The 20,369-nt window shown below is 71.4% G+C and carries 23 protein-coding genes and 1 pseudogene; 5 read left to right on the plus strand and 19 right to left on the minus strand.

The window, feature by feature from the left end; genetic code table 11:
- Positions 1 to 22: 22 nt before the first annotated feature.
- On the plus strand, positions 23 to 550 hold the full coding sequence (locus H4281_RS39300) for a helix-turn-helix domain-containing protein (RefSeq protein ID WP_182895919.1): 528 nt from the start codon (positions 23 to 25) through the stop codon (positions 548 to 550).
- Positions 551 to 598: 48 nt separating this feature from the next.
- Here H4281_RS39300 and fgd read toward each other — a convergent pair whose 3' ends face one another.
- The 6 genes and pseudogenes from fgd to H4281_RS39325 form a co-directional block, all read right to left on the minus strand.
- Positions 599 to 1,603, minus strand: coding sequence for a glucose-6-phosphate dehydrogenase (coenzyme-F420) (gene fgd, locus H4281_RS39305; RefSeq protein ID WP_182895920.1), 1,005 nt, complete (start codon positions 1,601 to 1,603; stop codon positions 599 to 601).
- 93 nt (positions 1,604 to 1,696) lie between these two features.
- A complete protein-coding gene (locus H4281_RS46460) occupies positions 1,697 to 2,158 on the minus strand; it encodes a glycoside hydrolase family 76 protein (protein ID WP_182895921.1) in 462 nt (153 codons plus the stop codon).
- A gap of 7 nt (positions 2,159 to 2,165) precedes the next feature.
- Positions 2,166 to 2,648, minus strand: coding sequence for a glycoside hydrolase family 76 protein (locus tag H4281_RS46465; protein WP_182895922.1), 483 nt, complete (start codon positions 2,646 to 2,648; stop codon positions 2,166 to 2,168).
- Positions 2,645 to 3,025: a hypothetical protein gene (locus tag H4281_RS39320; protein ID WP_182895923.1), complete on the minus strand. Its 381-nt coding sequence runs from the start codon at positions 3,023 to 3,025 to the stop codon at positions 2,645 to 2,647. The genes H4281_RS46465 and H4281_RS39320 overlap by 4 nt, the downstream gene beginning before the upstream one ends.
- Positions 3,026 to 3,258: 233 nt before the next feature.
- Positions 3,259 to 3,597: pseudogene (locus H4281_RS45995) on the minus strand (YciI family protein); the annotation flags it as partial.
- Positions 3,587 to 4,432, minus strand: a complete 846-nt coding sequence (locus H4281_RS39325; protein WP_182895924.1) for a hypothetical protein — start codon at positions 4,430 to 4,432, stop codon at positions 3,587 to 3,589. The gene H4281_RS39325 and the pseudogene H4281_RS45995, both read right to left, overlap by 11 nt.
- Positions 4,433 to 5,035: 603 nt before the next feature.
- Between H4281_RS39325 and H4281_RS39330 the strand changes: the two genes are divergently transcribed.
- On the plus strand, positions 5,036 to 5,830 hold the full coding sequence (locus tag H4281_RS39330) for a siderophore-interacting protein (protein ID WP_182895925.1): 795 nt from the start codon (positions 5,036 to 5,038) through the stop codon (positions 5,828 to 5,830).
- A gap of 6 nt (positions 5,831 to 5,836) precedes the next feature.
- On the opposite strand, the gene H4281_RS39335 is transcribed toward H4281_RS39330, so the two are convergent.
- Positions 5,837 to 6,361: a methylated-DNA--[protein]-cysteine S-methyltransferase gene (locus H4281_RS39335; protein WP_370648188.1), complete on the minus strand. Its 525-nt coding sequence runs from the start codon at positions 6,359 to 6,361 to the stop codon at positions 5,837 to 5,839.
- A gap of 43 nt (positions 6,362 to 6,404) precedes the next feature.
- On the opposite strand from H4281_RS39335, the gene H4281_RS39340 reads away from it, so the two are divergent.
- On the plus strand, positions 6,405 to 7,022 hold the full coding sequence (locus tag H4281_RS39340) for an RraA family protein (protein WP_182895926.1): 618 nt from the start codon (positions 6,405 to 6,407) through the stop codon (positions 7,020 to 7,022).
- 100 nt (positions 7,023 to 7,122) lie between these two features.
- Here the strand turns inward: H4281_RS39340 and H4281_RS39345 are convergent, their stop codons facing one another.
- On the minus strand, positions 7,123 to 7,311 hold the full coding sequence (locus H4281_RS39345; RefSeq protein ID WP_182895927.1) for a hypothetical protein: 189 nt from the start codon (positions 7,309 to 7,311) through the stop codon (positions 7,123 to 7,125).
- 120 nt (positions 7,312 to 7,431) lie between these two features.
- Between H4281_RS39345 and H4281_RS39350 the strand changes: the two genes are divergently transcribed.
- A complete protein-coding gene (locus H4281_RS39350) occupies positions 7,432 to 7,725 on the plus strand; it encodes a hypothetical protein (RefSeq protein ID WP_182895928.1) in 294 nt (97 codons plus the stop codon).
- A gap of 209 nt (positions 7,726 to 7,934) precedes the next feature.
- Positions 7,935 to 9,164 (plus strand): alpha/beta fold hydrolase, encoded by a 1,230-nt coding sequence (locus tag H4281_RS39355; RefSeq protein WP_182895929.1) that lies wholly within the window; start codon positions 7,935 to 7,937, stop codon positions 9,162 to 9,164.
- A gap of 41 nt (positions 9,165 to 9,205) precedes the next feature.
- On the opposite strand, the gene H4281_RS39360 is transcribed toward H4281_RS39355, so the two are convergent.
- The 11 genes from H4281_RS39360 to crcB (H4281_RS39410) all read right to left on the minus strand — a co-directional run bounded on the left by H4281_RS39360 (position 9,206) and on the right by crcB (H4281_RS39410) (position 20,359).
- Positions 9,206 to 10,057, minus strand: coding sequence for an oxidoreductase (locus H4281_RS39360; protein WP_182895930.1), 852 nt, complete (start codon positions 10,055 to 10,057; stop codon positions 9,206 to 9,208).
- A 73-nt stretch (positions 10,058 to 10,130) separates the two neighbouring features.
- The gene (locus tag H4281_RS39365; RefSeq protein ID WP_182895931.1) at positions 10,131 to 10,979 is read right to left on the minus strand and encodes a helix-turn-helix transcriptional regulator; all 849 of its coding nucleotides are present in this window, start codon (positions 10,977 to 10,979) and stop codon (positions 10,131 to 10,133) included.
- 58 nt (positions 10,980 to 11,037) lie between these two features.
- On the minus strand, positions 11,038 to 12,534 hold the full coding sequence (locus tag H4281_RS39370; RefSeq protein WP_182895932.1) for a helix-turn-helix domain-containing protein: 1,497 nt from the start codon (positions 12,532 to 12,534) through the stop codon (positions 11,038 to 11,040).
- Positions 12,531 to 13,601 carry a DUF917 domain-containing protein gene (locus H4281_RS39375; protein WP_182895933.1) on the minus strand — a complete coding sequence of 357 codons (1,071 nt, stop codon included), beginning with the start codon at positions 13,599 to 13,601 and terminating at the stop codon, positions 12,531 to 12,533. Before H4281_RS39375 ends, H4281_RS39370 begins: the two co-directional genes overlap by 4 nt.
- Before the next feature lie 14 nt (positions 13,602 to 13,615).
- Positions 13,616 to 14,335: an SDR family oxidoreductase gene (locus H4281_RS39380; protein ID WP_182895934.1), complete on the minus strand. Its 720-nt coding sequence runs from the start codon at positions 14,333 to 14,335 to the stop codon at positions 13,616 to 13,618.
- The gene (locus H4281_RS39385) at positions 14,332 to 15,426 is read right to left on the minus strand and encodes an S-methyl thiohydantoin desulfurase family protein (RefSeq protein WP_182895935.1); all 1,095 of its coding nucleotides are present in this window, start codon (positions 15,424 to 15,426) and stop codon (positions 14,332 to 14,334) included. The genes H4281_RS39380 and H4281_RS39385 overlap by 4 nt, the downstream gene beginning before the upstream one ends.
- Positions 15,423 to 16,505, minus strand: coding sequence for an S-methyl thiohydantoin desulfurase family protein (locus tag H4281_RS39390; RefSeq protein ID WP_182895936.1), 1,083 nt, complete (start codon positions 16,503 to 16,505; stop codon positions 15,423 to 15,425). Before H4281_RS39390 ends, H4281_RS39385 begins: the two co-directional genes overlap by 4 nt.
- Positions 16,506 to 16,508: 3 nt before the next feature.
- Positions 16,509 to 18,059, minus strand: coding sequence for a hydantoinase/oxoprolinase N-terminal domain-containing protein (locus H4281_RS39395; protein ID WP_182895937.1), 1,551 nt, complete (start codon positions 18,057 to 18,059; stop codon positions 16,509 to 16,511).
- Between the two features lie 27 nt (positions 18,060 to 18,086).
- Complete coding sequence (locus H4281_RS39400; protein ID WP_182895938.1) at positions 18,087 to 19,412, minus strand: purine-cytosine permease family protein; 1,326 nt, start codon at positions 19,410 to 19,412, stop codon at positions 18,087 to 18,089.
- 111 nt (positions 19,413 to 19,523) lie between these two features.
- Complete coding sequence (crcB, locus tag H4281_RS39405) at positions 19,524 to 19,892, minus strand: fluoride efflux transporter CrcB (RefSeq protein WP_182895939.1); 369 nt, start codon at positions 19,890 to 19,892, stop codon at positions 19,524 to 19,526.
- Complete coding sequence (crcB, locus tag H4281_RS39410) at positions 19,892 to 20,359, minus strand: fluoride efflux transporter CrcB (RefSeq protein ID WP_182895940.1); 468 nt, start codon at positions 20,357 to 20,359, stop codon at positions 19,892 to 19,894. The genes crcB (H4281_RS39405) and crcB (H4281_RS39410) overlap by 1 nt, the downstream gene beginning before the upstream one ends.
- Positions 20,360 to 20,369: the final 10 nt, after the last annotated feature.

Raw genomic sequence — 20,369 nt, forward strand, 5'->3', positions numbered from 1 at the left:
CACCTCGTGAGAACATTCGGGAGTGGACGTGTTGACTCTTCTCGGACATCCCGTGCGGCTGCGCATCGTGCACGCGCTGCGCGGCGACCGCGCGCTCACCACCGCGCAACTGGGCGCGCTGCTCCCGGACGTTTCGAAGGCGACGGTCTACCGTCACGTCGACCTCCTCGCCGACGGCGGCGTCCTCGAGGTGGCCGACGAACAGCGCGTGCGCGGCGCGGTCGAACGGACCTACCGGCTGCGCAAGGAACGCGCGTCGGTCGACCAGAACGCGATCGCCCGGCTGACCCCGGACGACCACCGGCGCGGATTCGCCGCCGCGACCGCCGCGCTGGTCGCCGAGTTCGACGCCTACCTGAGCCGGGACGAGGCGGATCCGGTCGAGGATCTCGTCGGCTACCGGCAGCACGCGGTCTGGCTGGACCGCGACGAACTGCTCGCGATGATCGACGGCATGCGCAAAGCCATCGCGCCCATGCTCGCGAACTCGCCCGCTCCAGGACGCAGGCGATACCTGCTCAGCCCGATCCTTTTCCCCAGCGAAGACTGAAAACCCCCGCCCAGCCGAAGCCGGACGGGGGTTCCCGAGAAACAGCAGTCAGGACAGCGCGCGCAGTCGCGGCAGCACGTCCTCGGCGAACTGCGACAGGTACCGCTCCTGGTCATGGCCGGGGCCGTGGAAGACCAGGTGGTTCAGGCCCGCGTCAAGATAGGGCTTGATCTGCGCGACCGCCTCGTCCGGGTCGGAAGCGACGATCCACCGCTTCGCGACCTGCTCGATCGGCAGTTCGTCGGCCAGCCGCTCCATCTCCTCCGCCGAGGACACCGTGTGCTTCTGCTCCGCGCTCAACGACAGCGGAGCCCAGAACCGCGTGTTGGCCAGCGCCTTCTCCGGATCCCGGTCGTACGACATCTTGATCTCGATCATCCGGTCCACCTTCGACGCGTCCCGCTCACCCGCGGCCGCGCCCTCGGCCATCGCCGGCATCAGCTTCCCGGTGTAGAGCTCCATGCCCTTGCCCGACGTGCAGATCATCCCGTCGCCCGCGCGGCCCGCGTACTTCGCCACCACCGGGCCCCCGGCGGCGATGTACACCGGCACCGGACGCTCCGGCCGGTCGTAGATCTTCGCGTTCACCAGCCGGTAGTAGTCGCCCTCGAAATCGACGCTGTCCTTGCTCCACAGCTCCCGCATCAGCCGCACCGACTCGCGCAGCCGCGCGAACCGCTCCTTGAACTCCGGCCACTCCCGGCCCGACACCGCGATCTCGTTCAGCGCCTCGCCGGTGCCCGCGCCCAGGATCACCCGGTCGTCCGACAGCAGCGCCATCGTCGCGAACGCCTGCGCGATCACCGCCGGGTTGTACCGGAACGTCGGCGTCAGCACACTGGTCCCGATCAGCACCCGGCTGGTCCGCTCCGCCACCGCGGGCATCCACGCCAGCGCCCACGGCGCGTGCCCGCCCTCGTGCCGCCACGGCAGGAAATGGTCCGACACCCACACCGAGTCCAGCCCCAGCTCCTCGGCCCGCACCGCGAACTCCACCAGCTCGCGAGGCCCGAACTGTTCCGCCGACGCCTTGTACCCGACCTTCAGCTCCACGATCACCCTTCCCCGTCCGCATGAACCACGCAGGATTCCGTGGCACCGTCAACCGTACCCGGATGGGCCTTGCGGAGGCGGGTGTGCTGTCGGTCACGGACCGGGCTGATCCGCGGCGTTCATCAGGACGAGCGCGGCGGCCTGGCAGCCCGGGCCCTTGTTCGCGCTGGAGGACCACGAACGCGAGTACTGGTCGAAGTCATCGCGGGAGCGGGCGCAGGCGGAATCCGCTTGCCTGGTCAGGAAATCCCGGTAGGGCGCGCCGGGCGTCGCGGCGTCCAGTTCGGACAGACCGCGGACGAGTCCGGCCTTGAAGTACGACCCGTCGTCGGTGCAGCTGCTGCCCTCGCCCGGGTCGTGGACGATGCCGTCGGAGCCGGTGAAGTACGAACCGGTGCGCGTCGTCGAGCCGGCCACCGCACGGGCGGTGCTGAGCAGGTTCTGATCGCCGGTCACCTTGGACAGCGCGGTGAGACCGGAGACCAGCACGCCCTGGTTGTACGTGTAGCGCTGGCCGACCGCGGCGCAACTGGCGCCGTCAACGCCGTCTGCCACCAGGCCGTCAGACCCGATGAGTCCCTTGCCGCGGAACCAATCTCAGCCTTGCCGCGCGCGGGTCCGGTAGGTCGCGTCGCCGGTCCGGTCGGCGATAGTCGCGTTGACCTGGATGTACAGGCTGTTGGGAGATGGATGCCTTGTACGTCAGGCCTTCTTTCCACCGGATGCCGCCGCCGCACTCGCTGGTCCAGAAGGTCTGCATGTGGTCGGCGTCGGCCTTCGCGGCGGCGAGGTAGCGCTGCTGGCCGGTGCGGTCGTAGGCGTCGAGCCACGCCATCGCCCACCAGCCGGTGTCGTCGGAGAACTCGTTGCGGAACTGGCCGCGGCCCGCGTTGGCATTCTCGTCGCACGTCGTGGCCATCACGTAGTCGCAGCCAGCCATCCGGCTGACCGAAGCGTTGCGGATCACCGCGGCCAGCGACACGGCGGTGCCCCAGCCGCCGCCGTTGCGGAAGTAGCCGGTGCCGTTGTCGTAGAGCGCCATCATCGCGGTCGCCGCCGCTTGCGCGTGGTTCGCCGCGTTCCAGCGGGTGCGCGCCCAAGGGGTGCAAGCGATCGGCCGGTGCCGACGGCGCTGCCGCACGCGCGCAGGGCGCCGACGCCGCGGTTGTTCCAGTCGTCGTTGTTGTACATCTGGGTGCGCCAGCCGCCGACCCCGGACGGCGCGGTGGTGAACCCGAGCTGCGCGCCGCCGTCCCAGGTCGCGCCGCCGTCGAAGGACCGGTCGAGCCACACCTGATCCCCGGGCCGCGAGCGGTCGACGACCGCCCAGCCCATCGGGTCGCCGTCGGCGAAGTGCACCTGGAGGACCCGGTCGTCGAGCGCCGTCGTGACCGCGAGCGGGTCGTCGCAGTGTTTGTGCACACCACGATCTTCGCCGCGGGCTGGGCCGTTTTCGCTTGGACCGGCATGAGCGCTGACATCGTGGTCAAGACCGCCGTGAGCACGACCCGCACCGCTGCCTCCTCGGACCCCGCCCTGTCCCCAGGACGAAGATCCCCGTGCGGTGCGGTGCGGGTCGACGAATGACAAAGACCTGGCTCGCGAATGCGCCCGGATGCCCCCGGCGCGCTGGGCTGTTCCGCGGTCGGATCGAGGAGGTCGGCGAACTCCACGACCTGCCGTACCTCGACCTCGATCTCGTCGAACAGGCCCGCGCACTCGACCGCCTGCGCCCGGTCCGCGGCGTTGACCAGCGCGAACCCGCCGATGACCTGCTTGGCCCCGGTGAACGGCATGTCCGTCGCGACCGGCGTCGCGCCGCGTGGTTTGCCGGCGATCGCGCCTTTCGCCGAGGGGTGCACGCCCTCGGCGGCGATCAGGATGCCGCGTTCGGTCCAGTCCTGGACGAATTACTCGATGAACTCGGGGTTCCAAGCCTCGGGGGCGCTCTCGTCGAACGGCCGCGCGCGGGACCGACGTCGTTCAGCACCGATGCGTCGGCGACCTTCGCGGCCGGGCCACCCACGCCGCGACACCCGCGGCGAGCGTCACGGAGGTCACCGCGACGCCCGCGATCGGGCTGTTCATCAGCGCGAGACCGGTGAGGAACGCGGCACCGGCGAGGAGAAGCAACGCCAACCGGAGCGTGGCCGCCCAGGCGACGACGAAATCCGCTGCCCGGGAGATCCAGGGATCGCGGTTGTCGGGCTTGCGGTGCCGGCCGGGCTGGCGCCGCGCCAGGACGCGGTGCGCGGAGGCGAGCATCTCGTCCCGGGTCGCCACCCGGCGGGGCGGGCGGGAGAAGGGGTCCCAGTCCACGACGACGCGAACTCGGGCGGGGTGATCGGGATCGGGGCGGAGCGGTTCGGCTGGCTGAGGTGTGGCGGATGCGGCTGAGATGGGGTTGGCCGAGTCGGTTGCCGACTGAGCGGGCTCAGCTGAACTGGCTTTCGCTGCTGTGCTTTCGACTGCGTCTGGTGCGGCCGCATCGCCGGGCTGGCCGAGGTCGGCTGAGTGCGCTTCGACCGCGCTGGCTTCCGTCGCGGTACTCGCGGCCTCATCGGCTGCGCTGGGCGCGGACGCGATGCCCGCAGCTGCGTTGCCGACGCTTGCTTCCGTCGCGGCTTCGCCAGCCGGCGCCGTGTTGCCTCCGCGCAGCCCGACAGGCCGCGCCAGCTTCCCCGGATCGCGAGCCAGCTTCCCTTCCCCAGCGGGCTCCGGGCCCGGCGGGTCCGGCCGCGGCTCCAGGACCAGCACCGCGCCTGCCTCCGGTGCGGGCGGCTGCCCAGTGTGGCGCGGATGGTCGGCGAGGCAGGGAACCACCGTCATGAGGTCGTCATCCCTTTCTCTTCCGGCCGGCGGACCGATTCCGACGGCTGTCCGAGCCCCGGCTGTCGTGCGGCGCGGGCCCCGGATGCGCTCATCCTGGCGAAGACGGTGCGTCACCAGCCAGTTCTACTGGCAGTGTCGCGGTGAACGGTCCCCCAGCGTCGCCCAGCGGTTCGAGTGACGGTTTTCGCTACTCTTCGCGGTCACCGATTCGACACCCGGCGGACACTCTAGCGGCGACTTGTCCAGACCTCTTGACGCGTCCGCGAACTGCGGCGAACCGGCCCTGACACGGGAAGATGCACGTTCATTCGCACGGTCGCCATGCGGAGAAACTCCACCTCGACCCCCAGGATCGACGTGGAGTGATACACAGAGTGTCACGGCGAGTCGGATTATTGAGCAGTCAACCGTCACCCACATGAGTGACACGGAGAGTGATCACCCAGCGAAAGCAACCCTCGGCAGACTGGCCCGAACGGACGCATCCGCACTAGGCAAGGCGTACGCACAGCTGCCGCCAGGGCGGACCTTGCCGTACTGACGCGGCACCGGCTAACCTTGCCTAAGGCAAGCCTTACCTAACTGAATCGGGAATACTCCATGCCGACCCTCCCCCAGCGCCGCACGCCTGACCGCAGGCGGCTGCTCCGGGCGTCCGTGCTGCGCGCCGAACGGACGTCCACGCATTTCGTGACCCTCACCGTCGGCGGGGAGGATCTCGCGGACTTCGCGCCGCTCGGGTTCGATCAATGGTGCCGGTTGTTCTTTCCGCGCGAGGGTCAGCGCGGGCTGCGTCTCCCCACCGCGTCGAGCACCCGCTGGCTCGCGCAGCACATGCTCATGAGCACCGCGTCCCGGCCGTGGGTGCGGAACTACACGATCCGGGCGGCGCGGCCCGGCGAGGTGGACATCGAGTTCGCGGTGCACGGCGACGGCGGTCCGGCCTCGAAGTTCGCCGAGAACGCGCGGCCGGGCGACGAGGTCGGGATTCTCGACGAGGGCGTCACGTACCTGCCGCCGGAAGGCGTCACGCAGCTTCTGCTCGCTGACGAGAGCGCGATTCCGGCAGCGCTGGCGATCCTGGAGTCCTCGCCGGGTTTGCGGGCCACCGTCTTGCTGGAGGTCGGGGCGCGGGACGACGTTCAGGCGGTCGACGTACCGCTCGGCGCCGAGGTCCAGTGGCTGGTCCGCGAGGACGGCCGGCTGCCGGGGCGGCTCGCGCTCGACGTCCTCGGCCAGCTCGATCTTTCCGATCCGCCGGGATACACGTGGGTCGCCGGGGAAAGCGGGCTCGCCACCGGTGCACGGCGGTTCCTCACGCGGGAGCGCGGGGTGCCGAAGCAGGCGATCGCGTTCCAGGGGTATTGGAAGCACGGTCGCGCCGCGCTGGGGTGAACACCCTCAGAACAGGCGTCCGGCGTCGTCCGCGGGCGGTTCTTCCAGCCGCAGCAGGAACCGTTTCCGGTCGACGCCGCCCGCGTATCCGGTGAGGCCGCCGCTGCTGCCGACCACCCGGTGGCACGGCACGACGATGCTCAGCGGGTTCCAGCCGTTCGCGTTGCCGACCGCCTGTGCCGCGCCCGGTTCGCCCAGTTCGACGGCCAGGTCGCGGTAGGTGCGGGTCTCGCCGTAGGGGATGCGGGTCAGCAGCTGCCACACGCGGCGTTCGAACTCGGAGCCGCGCGGGTCCAGTTCGAGGTCGAAGGTCCGGCGCCGGCCGGCGAAGTACTCGTCCAGCTGCTGAGTCGCGTCGGCGAAACGGTCGTCGGCGCGCGGCCCGAAGTCCGGGAAACGCGGAGTCCGGCTGTGGCCGTCGAAGTAGACGGCGACCAGCGCGCTGCCGTCGGCGACCAGGGTGAGGTCGCCGACCGGGGACTTGGCGACGGTGTGCCGGAAAGCCATCTTCTCCTCCGTGATCGGTGCCACGGAACGGTATCCGGCCGCGCCGCGCGTGAGAGCATCGCCGTCCATGGACGACGGTTTCGCCGACATCCCGACCACGACCCTTGCCGACCTCCTCGGCCGCGGCCAGGTGCTCGACTACGGCATCCGGCCCTTGTGGGGTCCCGTGCCGCGGTTCGCCGGGCCCGCGTACCCGGTGCGCTGCCCGCCGGGCGACAACCTCATGCTGCACGCGGCCATCCATCGCGCGCCCGCCGGAGCGGTGATCGTCGCGGAATCGGGAGACGTCGACTACGCGCTGGCCGGCGGCAACGTCTGCGCGACCGCTCAGCGCCGCAGCATCGCGGGCTTCGTCCTGGACGGCGTGATCCGCGACCTCTCGGAGGTCCGCGAGGCGCGCTTTCCGGTGTTCGCGCGCGGCGTGATTCCGATTCCCGGGACGAAAGCCAAGGTGACCCCGCTCGGCGAGCCCGCGCGGTGCGGCGGGGTGACGGTGCACGCCGGGGACATCGTCGTGGCGGACGAGGAAGGCGTGGTCGTGGTGCCCGGGGCGGATGCTCCGCAGGTGCTGGCGGACGCGCGGGCGAAGCTGGCCAAGGAGGAGGCGCAGACGCTCGACGAGTGGGCGGAGGCGCACCGGGCGAAGGTGGACGCGGCCCTGGAGGCAGGCGGATTTCGCGGCTGAACGCCGGAGTTCCCGGGTGCTTCGCCGAGGATTGCGCGAAGCGGTCCGGCGCGGTGCAGGGAACGGAGAACTGCGCGAGCGCGCCCCGGGGCCCGCGGGTTCACTCCGGCCGGACCGTCCACAAGGGACCGGCCGCCGCCAGCTCGGGGCCGGGTTCGGAGTCGGGCGGGAGGGGTTCGGGGTCGGGAAGCGGACGGTCCGGTCCCGGCGTCACCGGGTCGGGCTCCACCGGACCCGGCGGAACGGGCTCGGGCGGGGCGGGCGGCGCGGTCGAGCGGGGGCGAAGCATCGCGGGCTCCTTTCTCTCCCTGATGGGCTACCGCACACCGCCGGCGGCGAAACATCCACCCGTCCGCGCTAGGTCGGCTAGGGTCGGAGGCGGAGCCGACGACCGAGAAGAGGCGAGACGATGAGCGCGGACAAGCCCGGCGAGCAGCAGCCGCTCGACGCGGAGATCGTGGAGAGTTCCGGCCCGCCGCCCGCTGACCTCCCGGAACCCGACTACAGCGACAACGGAGCCCCGTCGTTCGACTTCGTGCGGGACCGGATCGAGAAGCGCTACACCACCTCGGTCGGTTCGCAGGAGCTCGCGGGGATCGGCGGGCCGGAGGATCTGCAGTCGCTGGACAAGAAGATCGCCGACCGCAAGGAGGCGGCGAAGGACAAGCTGGCCGAGATCCGCCGGTCGATGGGCAAGGAGTAACGCCGGCCCCGGCCGGGGCGAGGCTCGGCGGCCGAGCGGGCGCTCCGCGCCGAACCCAGCGGGAAACGACTGGGCTGCCGGGGGAACCGCCCAAGCCGCACCCGGACGAGCGGGCCACCGGACGCGCGCACCGGGGCAACTGTCCACAATAGACCGCAGCCGCCAATTTCCGTGGCTTCCCGGACGCCCGTTCTGGTTGAATCGCCCGTATGGCAACCACCGTGCGCGTTCCCGGCCTGGTGCTCACCGAGCACGAGTTCTCCGTCCCCCTCGACCATTCCCGGCCGGACGGCGCGAAGATCACCGTCTTCGCGCGCGAGGTCGCCGATCCGGACGGGCTGGACCGGCCGTTTCTCGTTTACCTCCAAGGCGGTCCCGGGCACGAAGCGCCGCGGCCGTCGCGCGGGACGCCCAGCTGGCTGCCGCGAGCGTTGCAGGAGTACCGGGTCCTCATGCTCGACCAGCGCGGCACCGGGCGCTCCACGCCGGTCGGCACGCTCGCCGGCACGCCTGCCGAGCAGGCCGAATACCTCACCCACTTCCGCGCGGACGCGATCGTGCGCGACGCGGAGTTCGTGCGGAAGCAGCTGGGCGTCGAGAAGTGGAGCGTGCTCGGGCAGTCGTTCGGCGGGTTTTGCACGCTCGCTTACCTTTCCCAGCACCCCGAGGGCCTGGCCGAGGCGTTCTTCACCGGCGGGCTGCCGCCGATCGCGCGGCATCCGGACGAGGTTTACACCGCGACGTTCGCCAACCTCCTCGAGCGCAACCGCCGGTACTACCTCCGCTACCCCGGCGATCGCGCGCGCGTCGAGGCGCTGCTGCCGTTGCTCGACGACGGCGCCGTGGTCCTGCCCGACGGCAGTCCGCTGACCGCGCGGTTGTTCCGGCAGCTCGGTTACCTCTTCGGCGCCAGCGGCGGCGAGGAAGCGCTGCATTATCTGATCGAGCGAGACCCTGAGTCGCCCGCGTTCGCGCACGACGTCGCGAACTCGCTGCCGTTCAGCGCGCGCAATCCGCTGTATTCGGTGATCCACGAGTCGTCGTACTCCGACGGGTTCGCCACCCGCTGGTCCGCCGAGCGCGTGCTGCCGGACGAGTTCCGCACCGACCGGGCGTTGTTCACCGGCGAGCACGTGTTCCCCTCGCTGTTCGACGACCTCCACAGCCTCCGTCCGATGAAGGAGACCGCGGAACTGCTCGCCGCGCACGAATGGCCGCGGCTGTACGACGCCGACGTGCTGCGCGAGTGCACGGTCCCGGCCGCCGCCGCGATCTACGCCAACGACATGTACGTCGAGCGGGCGTTCTCCGAGGAAACCGCGCGGCTGATCCCGACGCTGCGGCCGTGGATCACCAACGAGTACGAGCACAACGGCGTGCGCGCCGGGGGCGGTCACGTGCTCGGACGGTTGATCGACCTCGTTCGCGGGCGCGTCTGACCTGCCGGGAGGGGAACGCCGGGTTCCCCTCCCGGACCGGGTCAGGCGACGGTGACGCCGCCTTCGGCGGAGTCGGTGGAGAGCGTGAGGTCCTGCCAGGCGTCGAAGTCGGCCTGCACCCGCTGGCGTCCGGCGGTGACCAGGCGCAGCGCGTCCGAGCCGAGCAGGAGGTGCACCGGCGGGTTCTCCTCGTCCAGCAGCTTCAGGATGGCGTCGCCCGCGCGGTCGGGGTCGCCGATGCCTTGTCCGGCGAGGGCCTGGCGGCGGGTCCGGATCGGGTCGAACAGGGCGTCGTAGTCGGCGATGCTGCGCGGGGCGCGGACCAGCGAGCGGCCCGCCCAGTCGGTCTTGAACGCACCGGGCGCCACGGCGGTGACCCGCACGCCGAACTGCGTGACCTCCTGGGCGAGGGTGTCGGTGATGCCTTCCAGAGCGTGTTTGCTGCCCTCGTAGAACGCCAGGCCGGGGAAGGTGGTGTGCCCGCCCATCGAGGTGATGACGAAGATCTGGCCGTCGCGCCGTTCGCGCATGCCGGGCAGGACCGCCTTGACGGTCGCGACCGTGCCGAAGACGTTGACCTCGAACTGGCGGCGCAGATCCGCCATCGACGACTCCTCGAAGGTGCCTTCGAGGCCGTATCCGGCGTTGGCCACGAGAACGTCGATCGGGCCCAGTTCCGCTTCGACCGCACGCACGGTCGGCTCGATCCGGTCCGCGTCGGTCAGGTCGAGGACGAAAGCCCGGGCGCGTCCGGGGTCTGCTGCCCGGAAAGCGGCCGCGTGCTCCTCGGTGCGAACCGTGCCCGCGACCTGGTGCCCGGCGGCGAGGGCTCGCCGGGCGATGGCCCGTCCGAGGCCGGTGCTGACGCCGGTGATCAGGATTGTCTTGCTCACTGCGAAGTGTCCTTTCGTGGGGCATGACGGCATGGACCCCGCGGGTGCGGCGGGGCCTGATGAAGGGCGAAGGTCAGTACTCGGCGGGTTCGCGGCCCCAGCTGGCCAGCAGCCGCAGCCGTTCCTGCGAAGGCGAACCGGCCGGAGCGCTGTAGACGACCATCGACTGGCCCGGATCGGCGACCGAGGCGAAGATCTCGTACTGCAGTTCGAGATCGCCGGCGACCGGATGGCGCAGGCGTTTGAGACCGGTGCTGCGTTCCTGGACGCGGTGTTCCGACCACCACGCCGGGAACTCCGGCGACCGCATCATCAGCTCGCCGATCAGGTTGGCGATGTGCTGATTCCGCGGCTGCGCGGCCGCGGCGAGCCGCAATCCGTGCACGTAGTCGCGGGCGACGCGTTCCCAATCCCGCCACACCAGGCGGGCCCGCGGGTCCAGCAACGTCCAGCGCGCCATGCTGCGTTCCCGCCGCGGCAGCTCGGCCACGTCGGGAAACAGCAAGGCCCACAAGGCGTTCCCGCCGACGACCGTCAGGTTCCGGTCGCTGACGAACGCCGACGCCAGTTCCATCGAGTCCAGCACCTGCCGCAGCGCCGGACGCAGCCGGGACGCGTGCTCGGCCTGGTCCACGCGTTCGGCTGTGGCGCCCGCGAGAGCGAACAGGTGCCGCCGCTCGATGTCGTCGAACCGCAGCGCGTCGCAGAGGGCGTGCAGCACCTGCTCGGACGGCTGCCGGGCCCGGCCTTGTTCCAGCCGGGTGTAGTACTCGGTGCTCACCCCGGCCAGCTGCGCGACCTCGCTGCGGCGCAGGCCGGAGACCCGCCGTCCGACGTCGAATCCGTCCGGAAGACCGATCTCGCCCGGCTTCAGCCCGCCGCGGCGGGCCCGCAGGAAATCGCCAAGGTCGTTCTTGCCCATGCCTCGAGTCTGCCTTCCGCTCAGCCGTTGCCCAAGGCCGTAGCTGGCCCTGCCAGTACTACTCGGCCGACCGGGCGAGGATCACCGCGCGGGCGGCCAGGTGCAGGGCGAGCCGTTCGTCCGGACGGGACAGGTCGACCTGCAGCAACTGCTCGATCCGGCTGATCCGCGCGGCCACGGTATTGCGGTGGATCCCCAGCACCGTCGCGGTTTCGGCGAGCGAAGACTCGACGTCGAGGTACGCCGCGAGGGTGCGGATCAGGTCGCCGGGCACCGAAACCAGCGGGGCGAGCAACGCGCGTGCGGCGGGCTCGAAGGTGTCCGTGCGGGTCCATTCCAGGAGCAGCTGGGCCATGCCGAGCTGGTCTACGTGCAGGAAATGCCCGGTCTCCGGACGGGCCGCGGCGAGGCGGGCGGCGTCGGTGGCTTCAGCGACTGTCGCGGTGAGACCGTCGGCGTGCGGGCGGCCGACGCCCAGGTGTGCGTCGAGGGTGCGGCGCAGGCTGTGGTGCACAGCGCGCAGCCGCGCGGACAACGCCCGCACCCGCTCCGCGGTCGGTTCCTGCTCGAAGGTGACCCAGCCGGTCCAGCCCTCGCCGTGTTCGACGGTGACCGCGTCGATCGACTCGGCCCGGAGTGCGCGCACGACCTCCTGCGTGCGGGAGACAGTGTCGACGTCCGCGGGCACGCCGATGCGCAGGCCGACGTGCCAGCCGCCGAGTCGCCAGCCCGCATCCGCCGCGCGCCGGCGCAGGTCGGCACCGGGTTCGGTGTCTTGGCGCAGCAGATCGCCCAGCAGGGCGGACCGGGAACGGGCGTCGCGTTCCAGTTCCAGGCGGTGCGCCAGCAGCCAGCGCTGCACGGCCCCGGCGGCGACGGCCAGCGTCGCGGCGACGACGTCCGCGCGTGGCGCCTTCGCGCCGGTCAGCTCGGCGGCCAGCCATACCGCGGGTTGCGGCAGCACCGCAGGATGTGCCAGCAGCACACCATCCGCGAGAGCGACGCGTTGCGGGACCGGCTCGTGTACTCGCACACGGGCGGCCTCGGCGAGCTCTCCGGCGAGCACTTCGCCGCGGTCGTCGAGGACGGCGACGGGAGCGTCCAGCAGCCGCCGCAGCACGGTCACGATTTCTTCCGGCGGCCGCAACCGCTCCCCCAGCGCCCGGTGCGCGGCGAGCACCGCGTCGGCGCGGTCGAGGTCCGGAGCGGCGAGAGCGAGGCGGGCGTCCACGAGCAGATCGAGCGGATCGGCCGAGGTGACCAGCAAGGGCACCGACAGCCGTTCGGCCAGAAGTCGTGAGGCGGCAAGCGGTTCGGCTCCCGGAAGCAGGACTCCGGCGGCTCGGGCATCCGCACACCGGCGCAAGAGAGCGTCGATTTGCCAATCGGAACCCAGCGGGCGCAGGACCGCCACCAGCTCGCCGGGAGCGGGTGTGCCAGACGCGTCCAGCGCGGCCTTGACCGTCTTGAGCGGACGGTCCAAACCAGACTCGCCGGAACACACCCGGACCGGGCCGGCCCACGAAGGCAGCGCGAGCAGCTGACGGAGAATCACCGGGCTACCACCGGATCGCAGTCGATTCCGTACGCGCGGGGCTCCAGCAGCGGAAGCCGGCGCGGATCGGTCCAGAACGGCGACGCGGCCAGGCATACGACGTCCACCTCGACCCCGGCGCGGATCGCGTCGCACTGCAGCGGGACGCCGGTGCGGCGGTCGAGCACCGACAGCACGTCCGGAGTGGACGCCACCGGCAGCCCGTCCCGCAGCGCCAGCAGGTACTCGTTCTCCATTTCCAGCCGCAGCAACGCGCCGTCGCGGTGGTCGGTCAGCGTCGCCGAGCCGCGGCCGAAGCCGGGGCGGCCGTGGTGTCCCGGGCCGACGTGCCGCGACACCTCCAGCACCCGGCCGCGCGCGAGAACCTGGCCGTCGAGGGCGGTTTCCAGCGCGGCGAGCTCCGGGCTCTCCCCCGCCGCGAGCACCCGGGCGCCGAGCGCGAGCGCCTCGCTCGTCGTGCCCGGCACGGTGTGCTCGGCCAGTTCTCCGGCCGGGATCGGGGCCAGCGCGATCGCCGCCCAGCCGCCGGAGCCGGCCAGGAACGCGCGGATCCCGCTCTCGACCACCGAGGCCGGCGCGGCGGCGAGCACCACCACCCGGCCGCCGGGTTCGGCCATCGCGACCGGAGCGACGCCGCGGCCGGTCGCGGCGACCGAGAGCTGGTCGAGCCGCGGCAGGCCGCGTCCGGACAGGTCCGCGTCCACGCACGGCAGCCCCAGCTCCTGGGCGATCACCAGCGGAAGCAGGCCGTTGAGACCGCCGATCTCGATGGTCATCAACGCCTGCGCGCGCCGCCCGGTCCAGCGTTCGATCGCCGCGATCGCCGAAACGAATTCGTCGCCGCTCGGCAGTTTCTCGGCGAAGGCGGCGGTCGCGCCGACGATCCCCACCGGAACCACGAGCGTGTCCGGCGGCAGATCCGCGATCGGGTGCACGACGGGTTCGCGGCCGGATTCGGTCATCCGCCGCAGCAGCACCGCCGCGGTGACGGTGTCCCCGCCCCCGCCGGACCCGAGCAGCGCGACGCCGCGTTCGAGTGCCGGCACGTCCGCGGCGGTGATGCGCATGGCTGGTCAGCGTATCAGCGGAAGCTGTAGCCGCCGTCCGGATACAGCGTCGAACCGGTGGTGTACGTGCTGGTGAACAGGTACAGCACGGCGTCGGCCACTTCGGACTCCCGGCCGACGCGGTGCAGCAGGGTGTCGGCGCGGTACTGCGCGAAACTCGCCTCCCGCGCGGCCGCCGGACGCCCGGCCCACAGGTTCCCGTCGATCGTGCCCGGCGACACGACGTTCACCCGCACCGGCGCCAGCTCCACCGCGAGTCCGCGGCCGAGTCCCTCGATCGCCGCGTTGCACGCGATGTACGCCGGCGCCGCGGCGGGCGGGCGCACGCTCGCGACGCCGGACATCAGCACCACCGAAGCGTCGTCCGACAGCTTCGGCGCGGCGTGCTTCACCGCGTGGTACTGGCCCCAGAACTTCGTGACGAACGGGCTTTCCGCCTCCGCGTCGCTCAGGTCCCGCATCGGGCCGACGGTGTAGGACGCGGCGGGCGTGAACAGGTGGTCGACCCGGTCCAGCGCGCCGAAGAACTCGGCCAGCGACGCCTGGTCGGTGGTGTCCACGGCCTGCCAGGTCGCGGTCGGGCCCAGTTCCGCGGCGGCGGCCCGCAGTCTGTCGCCGGTCCGGCCGCCGAGGTGGACGAGCGCGCCCGCCGCCGTCGCGCGCCGGGCGACCTCCAGCCCGATTCCGGAACCGCCGCCGAGCACCACGACCGCCCGGCCGTCGAGCGAACTCACGAAGCCACCTCCACGGGGACGAAATCGTGCGCCAGCCCGAACGCCGCCGGGCCGAACGTGGCCAGCGCCTCCGGAGTGCGCATCAGCGGCGGCGTCGAGATCCCGGCCACGGTGACCCGCTGGCCGTAGCGCAGGGTCTCGGTGGTGATCGGCTCGGCGGATTCCGCCTCCAGCACGCAGATCAGGTCAGGGACCAGGCAGCGCACCTCCCCGTCGACGAGCGCCACCAGGTTTTCGTTCTGGAACAGGATTTCCAGCTTGTGCTCGCCGTCGAAGGACACCGCCGCGGCGCGTCCTCTGGCGAACCCTTCTTCGGTCCGGCGTTCCACATCGGACACTTTGCCGCGGAACAACACGCGCAGATGCGAGTACAACGTGTCGCCGAGCGCCGTCGCCAATGCCGCGATCGGATCCGCATTCTCTTCGCGGGCAAGGCGAATCGCCCGGCCGACGCTCAGCGCGAGCGACAACGTGCGAGGCACGGCGGTGCGTTTCACGTCCGCGCCGCTCATCGAGTACTCGGCGATGTGCGCGACGCCGCCGAGCCGGATGGTGACCCCGCGCGCGAGCCATTCCATCCGCCGGTTGTCGGCCCCGGTGTCGATCACCGCGGTCTCGCCGCGCTCCCCGGCGATCCCCATCGGCGAACCGGGGACGCCGTACACGCCGAACGTCTCCATCTGCAGTTCCGGGAACGCCCGGCCCATGCCGTCGGCATCGACCACCGGGAGGCCGAGCCGCGCGCCGACGACCAGCGGGATCATCGAGTTGATCCCGCCGCATTCGATCGGCATCGTCGCGTCGGCCTTCGCGCCGAGGTGTTTTTCCAGCGCCCGCAAGGCAAGCTCGGGCTCGGCGCCGTTCGGGAGCTTCTCGTGCACGACGGTCGGCGCGCCCATCTGCGCGGTCGGGATCACGAGGGCGTCGTCGTCCAGGTCGTCCGGATCGAGCACGGTGACGGGTCCGTATTCGCGGATCGCCTCGCGCACCAGCAGCCGCCCGACGTACGGGTCGCCGCCGCCACCGGTGCCGAGAACAGCCGCGCCGCGGGCGAGGTCTTCGAGATGGTCCTCGGTCAGTGTCCAGCTCATCCCGCGACCCCGATCGGGTCCAGGTCATAGCCGAAGTACCGCGGACCGGCCAGCGCGATGCCTTCCGGGGTGTGCCAGCGCGGATCCGCCGGGGCCGCGATCACCGTGACCCGCTGGCCGTAACGCAGGCCTTCGGTGGTGACGGCTTCGCCGGACTCCCGGTCGAGCGTGCAGATGAGGTCCGGCACCGAAGCGCGCACCTCGCCGTCCGCCTCGGCCACCAGGTGCTCGTTCTGGAACCGCAGCAGCATTTCCGTCCCGGTGTCACCGTCCATTCCGGACAGCCGGGCCTCGCCGCGGGCGAAGCCGGTGACGGTGCGACGGGCGACGTCGACGACCTTGCCGCTGAACAGCGTCCGCCCGCGCAGCCGCGCCACCACGCGGTCCACCGGGTTCTCGTGCTCCTCGCGCGCCTGCCGCACGAGCGCGCCGAGTTCCGCGCAGAGCGTGAGCGTGCCGGGCACCATCGACTCGCGGGCCTGCGCGCCGGACATCGCGTAATTGCTGATCATCGCCGAGCAACCCATGTCGATGGTCGCCGACCGGGCCAGCCGCTCCGCCCAGTGATTGTCCACAGTGTCCAGTACGCCGCGGTTGCCCTTCTCGTCCGCAATGGACATCGGGGTCGCGCGGATTCCGTACAGGGTAGGCAAAACCATCTGCAGTTCCGGGAACGCGCGGCCCATGCCGTCCGCGTCCACCAGCGGCAGACCCAGCTGTGCCGCCGCGACGACCGGGATCAGCGAGTTCACGCCGCCCGCTTCGGCGCAGGCGATGTGCGTGAGTTCCTTGCCCAGGTAGGTGGCCAGCGTCCGGGCGGCGAGCCCGACCTGTTCGGCGGACGGCAGTTTCTCCACCATGACGGTCGGCGCGCCCATCATCGCGACCGGCAGCACCACGGCGTCGTCGTCCAGATCGGACAGTGGCACCAGCGGCACCGGACCGTGCTCGCGGACCGCGGACTGCGCGAGCAACCGGCCGATGTACGGGTCTCCCCCGCCGCCGGTGCCGAGGATCGCCGCGCCGCGCGCGATGTCGTCCAGATCGTTCGCAGTGATCTTTGACTTGATCTCGGCCATTGTTCACGCCCCCAGCTGCAGGTCGCCGACCGCCTTGACCCGGATCCGGGTGGCGTTGCCGGGCAGGTACGGGATCGGCACCTCGTCGAAGTCGACGATGCCGACGGACGCCGGGCTCGCCCCGGCGGCCACCGCGCGGTCGACCGCTTCCTGCTTCGCCTCGTCCACCACGGCCTCGCGGCGGCCGGGCTCGATCACGTAGACCCGGTCGACCTCGCCGCCGATCTGCGCGATCGCCGCCCCGATCGCGTTGGCCACCGCGTAGTGGTCCGGCCTGCGGACCTCGCCGGAACCGGCCAGCTCGTCCGGCAGCAGCACCGAACCGCCGCCGACCGCGACCACCGGAAGCGGCTCGGACGACGTGCGCATCCGGTCGACGACGTCGGAAACGTCCGCGGCGATCCGGTCCAGCGCCGCCTTGACGAAGTCCCGGTCGAGGTGCGCGACCAGCGACGGGTCGCCGATCTCGGCCCGTCCCGCGGCGACCGCGATGTCGGTGGCGGTCAAGGTGTCTCCGCCGAACACGAGCGCCTTCGAGGTCAGCTCGTAGCCGACGGAATCCGGTCCGACGGTCACGCCGGCCGCGTCGCCGCGGACCCGGCTGCCGCCGCCGATGCCGATCGAAAGGACGTCCGGCATCCGGAAGTTCGTGCGGATCCCGGCCACGCTCACGTCGGTGGTCGCCTCGCGCGGGAAACCCTGCCGCAGCACGCCGACGTCGCTCGTGGTGCCGCCGACGTCGACCACCGCGCATGTGTCCAAACCGGACAGCACCGCCGCGCCGCGCATCGAGTTCGTCGGACCGGACGCGAAGGTCGCCACCGGGTAGCGGCGGGCGAAGTCGACGTCCATCAGCGTGCCGTCGTTCTGGCTCAGGTAGAGCGGAGCGGTGATGCCCGCTCCGGTGACCGACGCGGCCAGACCGTCCACGATGTGCGCTGCCAGCTCGCGCAGCGCGGCGTTGATGACCGTCGCGTTTTCCCGCTCCAGCAAGCCGATCCGGCCGATTTCGTGGGACAGCGAGATCGCGACGTCCGGCAGCTGCGAAGCGATGATCTCCGCCGCCCGCGCCTCGAACTCCGCGTTCACCGGCGAGAACACCGACGTGATCGCGACGCTGCGCACTCCGGCCGTGCCCATGTCGTCGGCCGCCTTGCGCAGTTCGCTCTCGTCCAGTTCGGCGATGTGCCGTCCGTCGAACTCGTGGCCGCCGTGCACCAGGTAGCTGCGCCCGGACACCGCGTCGACCAGCCGCTGCGGCCAGTCCACCATCGGCGGCAGCGACGCGCCCGCGGGCAGGCTGAGCCGCACCGCCGCGGTCGGGGCCAGCCGGTGCGCCTCGACGAGCGCGTTGATGAAGTGCGTGGTGCCGATCATGACCGCCCGCACCGCGGCCGGGTCGAACGCGCGCTGCCGCTGCAGCCCGTCGATCGCGGCGACGATGCCCGAGGTGACGTCCTCGGTGGTGCTGGTCTTGATCGAGGCGAGCACCTCGCGGCCGTCCAGCAGGACCGCGTCGGTGTTGGTGCCGCCGACGTCGATGCCGATGCGCACGGGCAAATCTCCTTCCAGGTAACGGAATCAGGCGGCCGGGGCCGGTTCGGCGTCCGCGGTGGCACTCTTGCCGACCCCGCGGACCAGGCCGAGCTTCCCGGCGGCCACGTACAAGATGAAAGCGACGACGAGCGAGTTGATGCTGGGCAGGCCCCAGTCCACGAACTCGCCGAACAGCGCCGCGGCGATCCAGACGACGATCGTCGCGGGCACCCAGACCGGAGCCTCCGACGGCACCGTGCCGCGGGCACGCGCCTCCGCCAGGTCGCCGCGCCACTGCTTCACCACGAAGTACTCGGCCACCATGATCCCGGCGACGGGCGGGAACGCGACCCCGAGCACGGTCAGGAAATCGGTGAACTTCGAGAGGATCCCGGCCGCGGCGAGCACGCTGCCCACCACGCCGAGCACGGCGGTGACCAGGCCGCGGTGCGCCCGTTTCCCGGACACGGTGCCGATGAAGTTCACGACGCCGAGCCCGGAGCTGTACAGGTTCCAGTCGTTGATCTTCATCGTGCCCGCGATGACGATCAGCAGCCCGACCCAGCCGACCGACGACGTGACGATCGTGGTGATCTGCGCCGTGCCGACCGCGTGCGCGAGCAGCACGCCGGCCAGGCCGATCACGTACTCGCCGAGCGTGACGCCGACCAGCGTCTGCTTCACGACGTCGCCGGTGGTGCGGTTGAACCGGGTCATGTCCGGCGTGATCACCGCGCCGACGATGAACCCGCCCGCGACCAGCGTCGTGCCCTGCAGCAGGGACAGCGACGGACCCGGCGGCGCCGACGCCACGAGCGCGCCGAGATCGTGCCGGGTCAGCTCGGACACCACCGACCAGCCGACCAGGATCAGGAACGCGGGCACCATCAGGTACGCCGTCCAGGCCATCGAGTGGAAGCCGCGGACCACGATCGCGGTCACCACCAGGCCGAACACGAGCGCCCAGCCCCATTCGGGCAGGCCGCCGACCAGCGCGGCCAGGCCCTGCGCGGAGACCGCGGACTGGATGCCGAACCACCCGATCAGGCTGATCCCGATGGCCAGCCCGATGAGCGCCGAGCCGCCGCGGCCGAAGCCGGTCCAGCGCGCGATCATCGAGGTGGTCAGGCCCTCGCGGACGCCGATCACGCCGACGAGCACGGTGATCAGTTCGAGGATGACCGAGCCGAGCGTGAACGCCAGCACGGCGTTCCCGAAGCTCATCCCGAAGCCGATCGTGGCGCCGAGCAGGAACTGCGACAGCGCGGAAACCTGGCCGAACCGCTGCACGGCGACCGACCACCACGAATAACGGGCGGAATCGGGCACCCTGGTCAGCGCGTAATCGTCGACACCGACAGCCGAGGCCATGGCGACTCCTCATCGGGAGGGGAACGGTTCCCAGCACGGTAAGCAGCAGCTCCGGCGAGGTCACCGTGCGATCTGCACAGCCCGGACAGTCCGGCTGTGCACCTCGCACCCTTACCCGGCCAAGGCGTGGACAGCCTCATACGCGAACGCCGCCGCGCCGACGCCCGCCGCGACGCTGACGACCACGTTCGCCGCCGCGGCGAAGTACGACTGGCGCTCGACCAGCCGGACGGTTTCGTAGCTGAACGTGCTGTACGTCGTCAGGGCGCCGCAGAATCCGGTGCCGAGCAGCGAATAGACCGCCGCGGGCAGCGCGGTCCCGGCACCCGCGAGCCCGCCGAGCAGGACACAGCCGATCAGGTTGACGGTGAACGTGCCCCACGGGAACAGGCTCTGGTGCCGGGACTGGACGGCCCGGTCGGTCAGGTACCGCATCGGCGCTCCGACCGCGGCGCCGAGGAAGACGAGGAGGGCGGTCATCAGACGGCCACCTCCACCGGGACCAGCTTGCGGGTGATCGCGTGCCCCAGCAGGACGGCGAGCAGCGCGGCGGCGAGCGTTCCGCCGAGGTAGGCGAAGGCGAGCGGTACGGTGTCCGGCCGGAGCAGGTTGCGCGCTTCGACCGCGTACGTGGAGAAGGTCGTGAAGCCGCCGAGGATGCCGACGCCGAGGAACGGCCGCACCAGCCGGTGCGCCGACCACGCCTCGGTGACCAGCACCATCAGCACGCCGATGAGGAAGCAGCCGGCGACGTTCGTCCAGAAGGTCGCCCACGGGAAGCCGGCGGTCTCGGCGGGGAGGGCCTGCGCGAGCCCGTAGCGGGCCAGCGCGCCGAGCCCGCCGCCGAGCGCGATCACCCCGAGCACCGACACGTGGTGCCGGACGAGTTCGCGTTGCTGCACGGGATCCCTGAGGTCGACGTCAGGGTCGAGAGGTTCTTCGGGCACAGTCTTCTCC

The organism is Amycolatopsis dendrobii, assembly GCF_014145675.1.
GTDB lineage: Bacteria > Actinomycetota > Actinomycetes > Mycobacteriales > Pseudonocardiaceae > Amycolatopsis > Amycolatopsis dendrobii.

Bases quoted from the DNA above. Each gene is read 5' to 3' on its own strand.
- H4281_RS39390 (WP_182895936.1), bottom strand. From the start codon at position 16,505: ATGGCCGAGATCAAGTCAAAGATCACTGCGAACGATCTGGACGACATC.
- H4281_RS39400 (WP_182895938.1), bottom strand. From the start codon at position 19,412: ATGGCCTCGGCTGTCGGTGTCGACGATTACGCGCTGACCAGGGTGCCC.
- H4281_RS39375 (WP_182895933.1), bottom strand. From the start codon at position 13,601: ATGCGCATCACCGCCGCGGACGTGCCGGCACTCGAACGCGGCGTCGCG.
- crcB (WP_182895939.1), bottom strand. From the start codon at position 19,892: ATGACCGCCCTCCTCGTCTTCCTCGGCGCCGCGGTCGGAGCGCCGATG.
- H4281_RS46465 (WP_182895922.1), bottom strand. From the start codon at position 2,648: ATGATGGCGCTCTACGACAACGGCACCGGCTACTTCCGCAACGGCGGC.
- H4281_RS39350 (WP_182895928.1), top strand. From the start codon at position 7,432: ATGAGCGCGGACAAGCCCGGCGAGCAGCAGCCGCTCGACGCGGAGATC.
- H4281_RS39365 (WP_182895931.1), bottom strand. From the start codon at position 10,979: ATGGGCAAGAACGACCTTGGCGATTTCCTGCGGGCCCGCCGCGGCGGG.
- H4281_RS39355 (WP_182895929.1), top strand. From the start codon at position 7,935: ATGGCAACCACCGTGCGCGTTCCCGGCCTGGTGCTCACCGAGCACGAG.
- H4281_RS39345 (WP_182895927.1), bottom strand. From the start codon at position 7,311: ATGCTTCGCCCCCGCTCGACCGCGCCGCCCGCCCCGCCCGAGCCCGTT.
- H4281_RS39325 (WP_182895924.1), bottom strand. From the start codon at position 4,432: ATGACGGTGGTTCCCTGCCTCGCCGACCATCCGCGCCACACTGGGCAG.
- H4281_RS39340 (WP_182895926.1), top strand. From the start codon at position 6,405: ATGGACGACGGTTTCGCCGACATCCCGACCACGACCCTTGCCGACCTC.
- H4281_RS39385 (WP_182895935.1), bottom strand. From the start codon at position 15,426: ATGAGCTGGACACTGACCGAGGACCATCTCGAAGACCTCGCCCGCGGC.
- H4281_RS39330 (WP_182895925.1), top strand. From the start codon at position 5,036: ATGCCGACCCTCCCCCAGCGCCGCACGCCTGACCGCAGGCGGCTGCTC.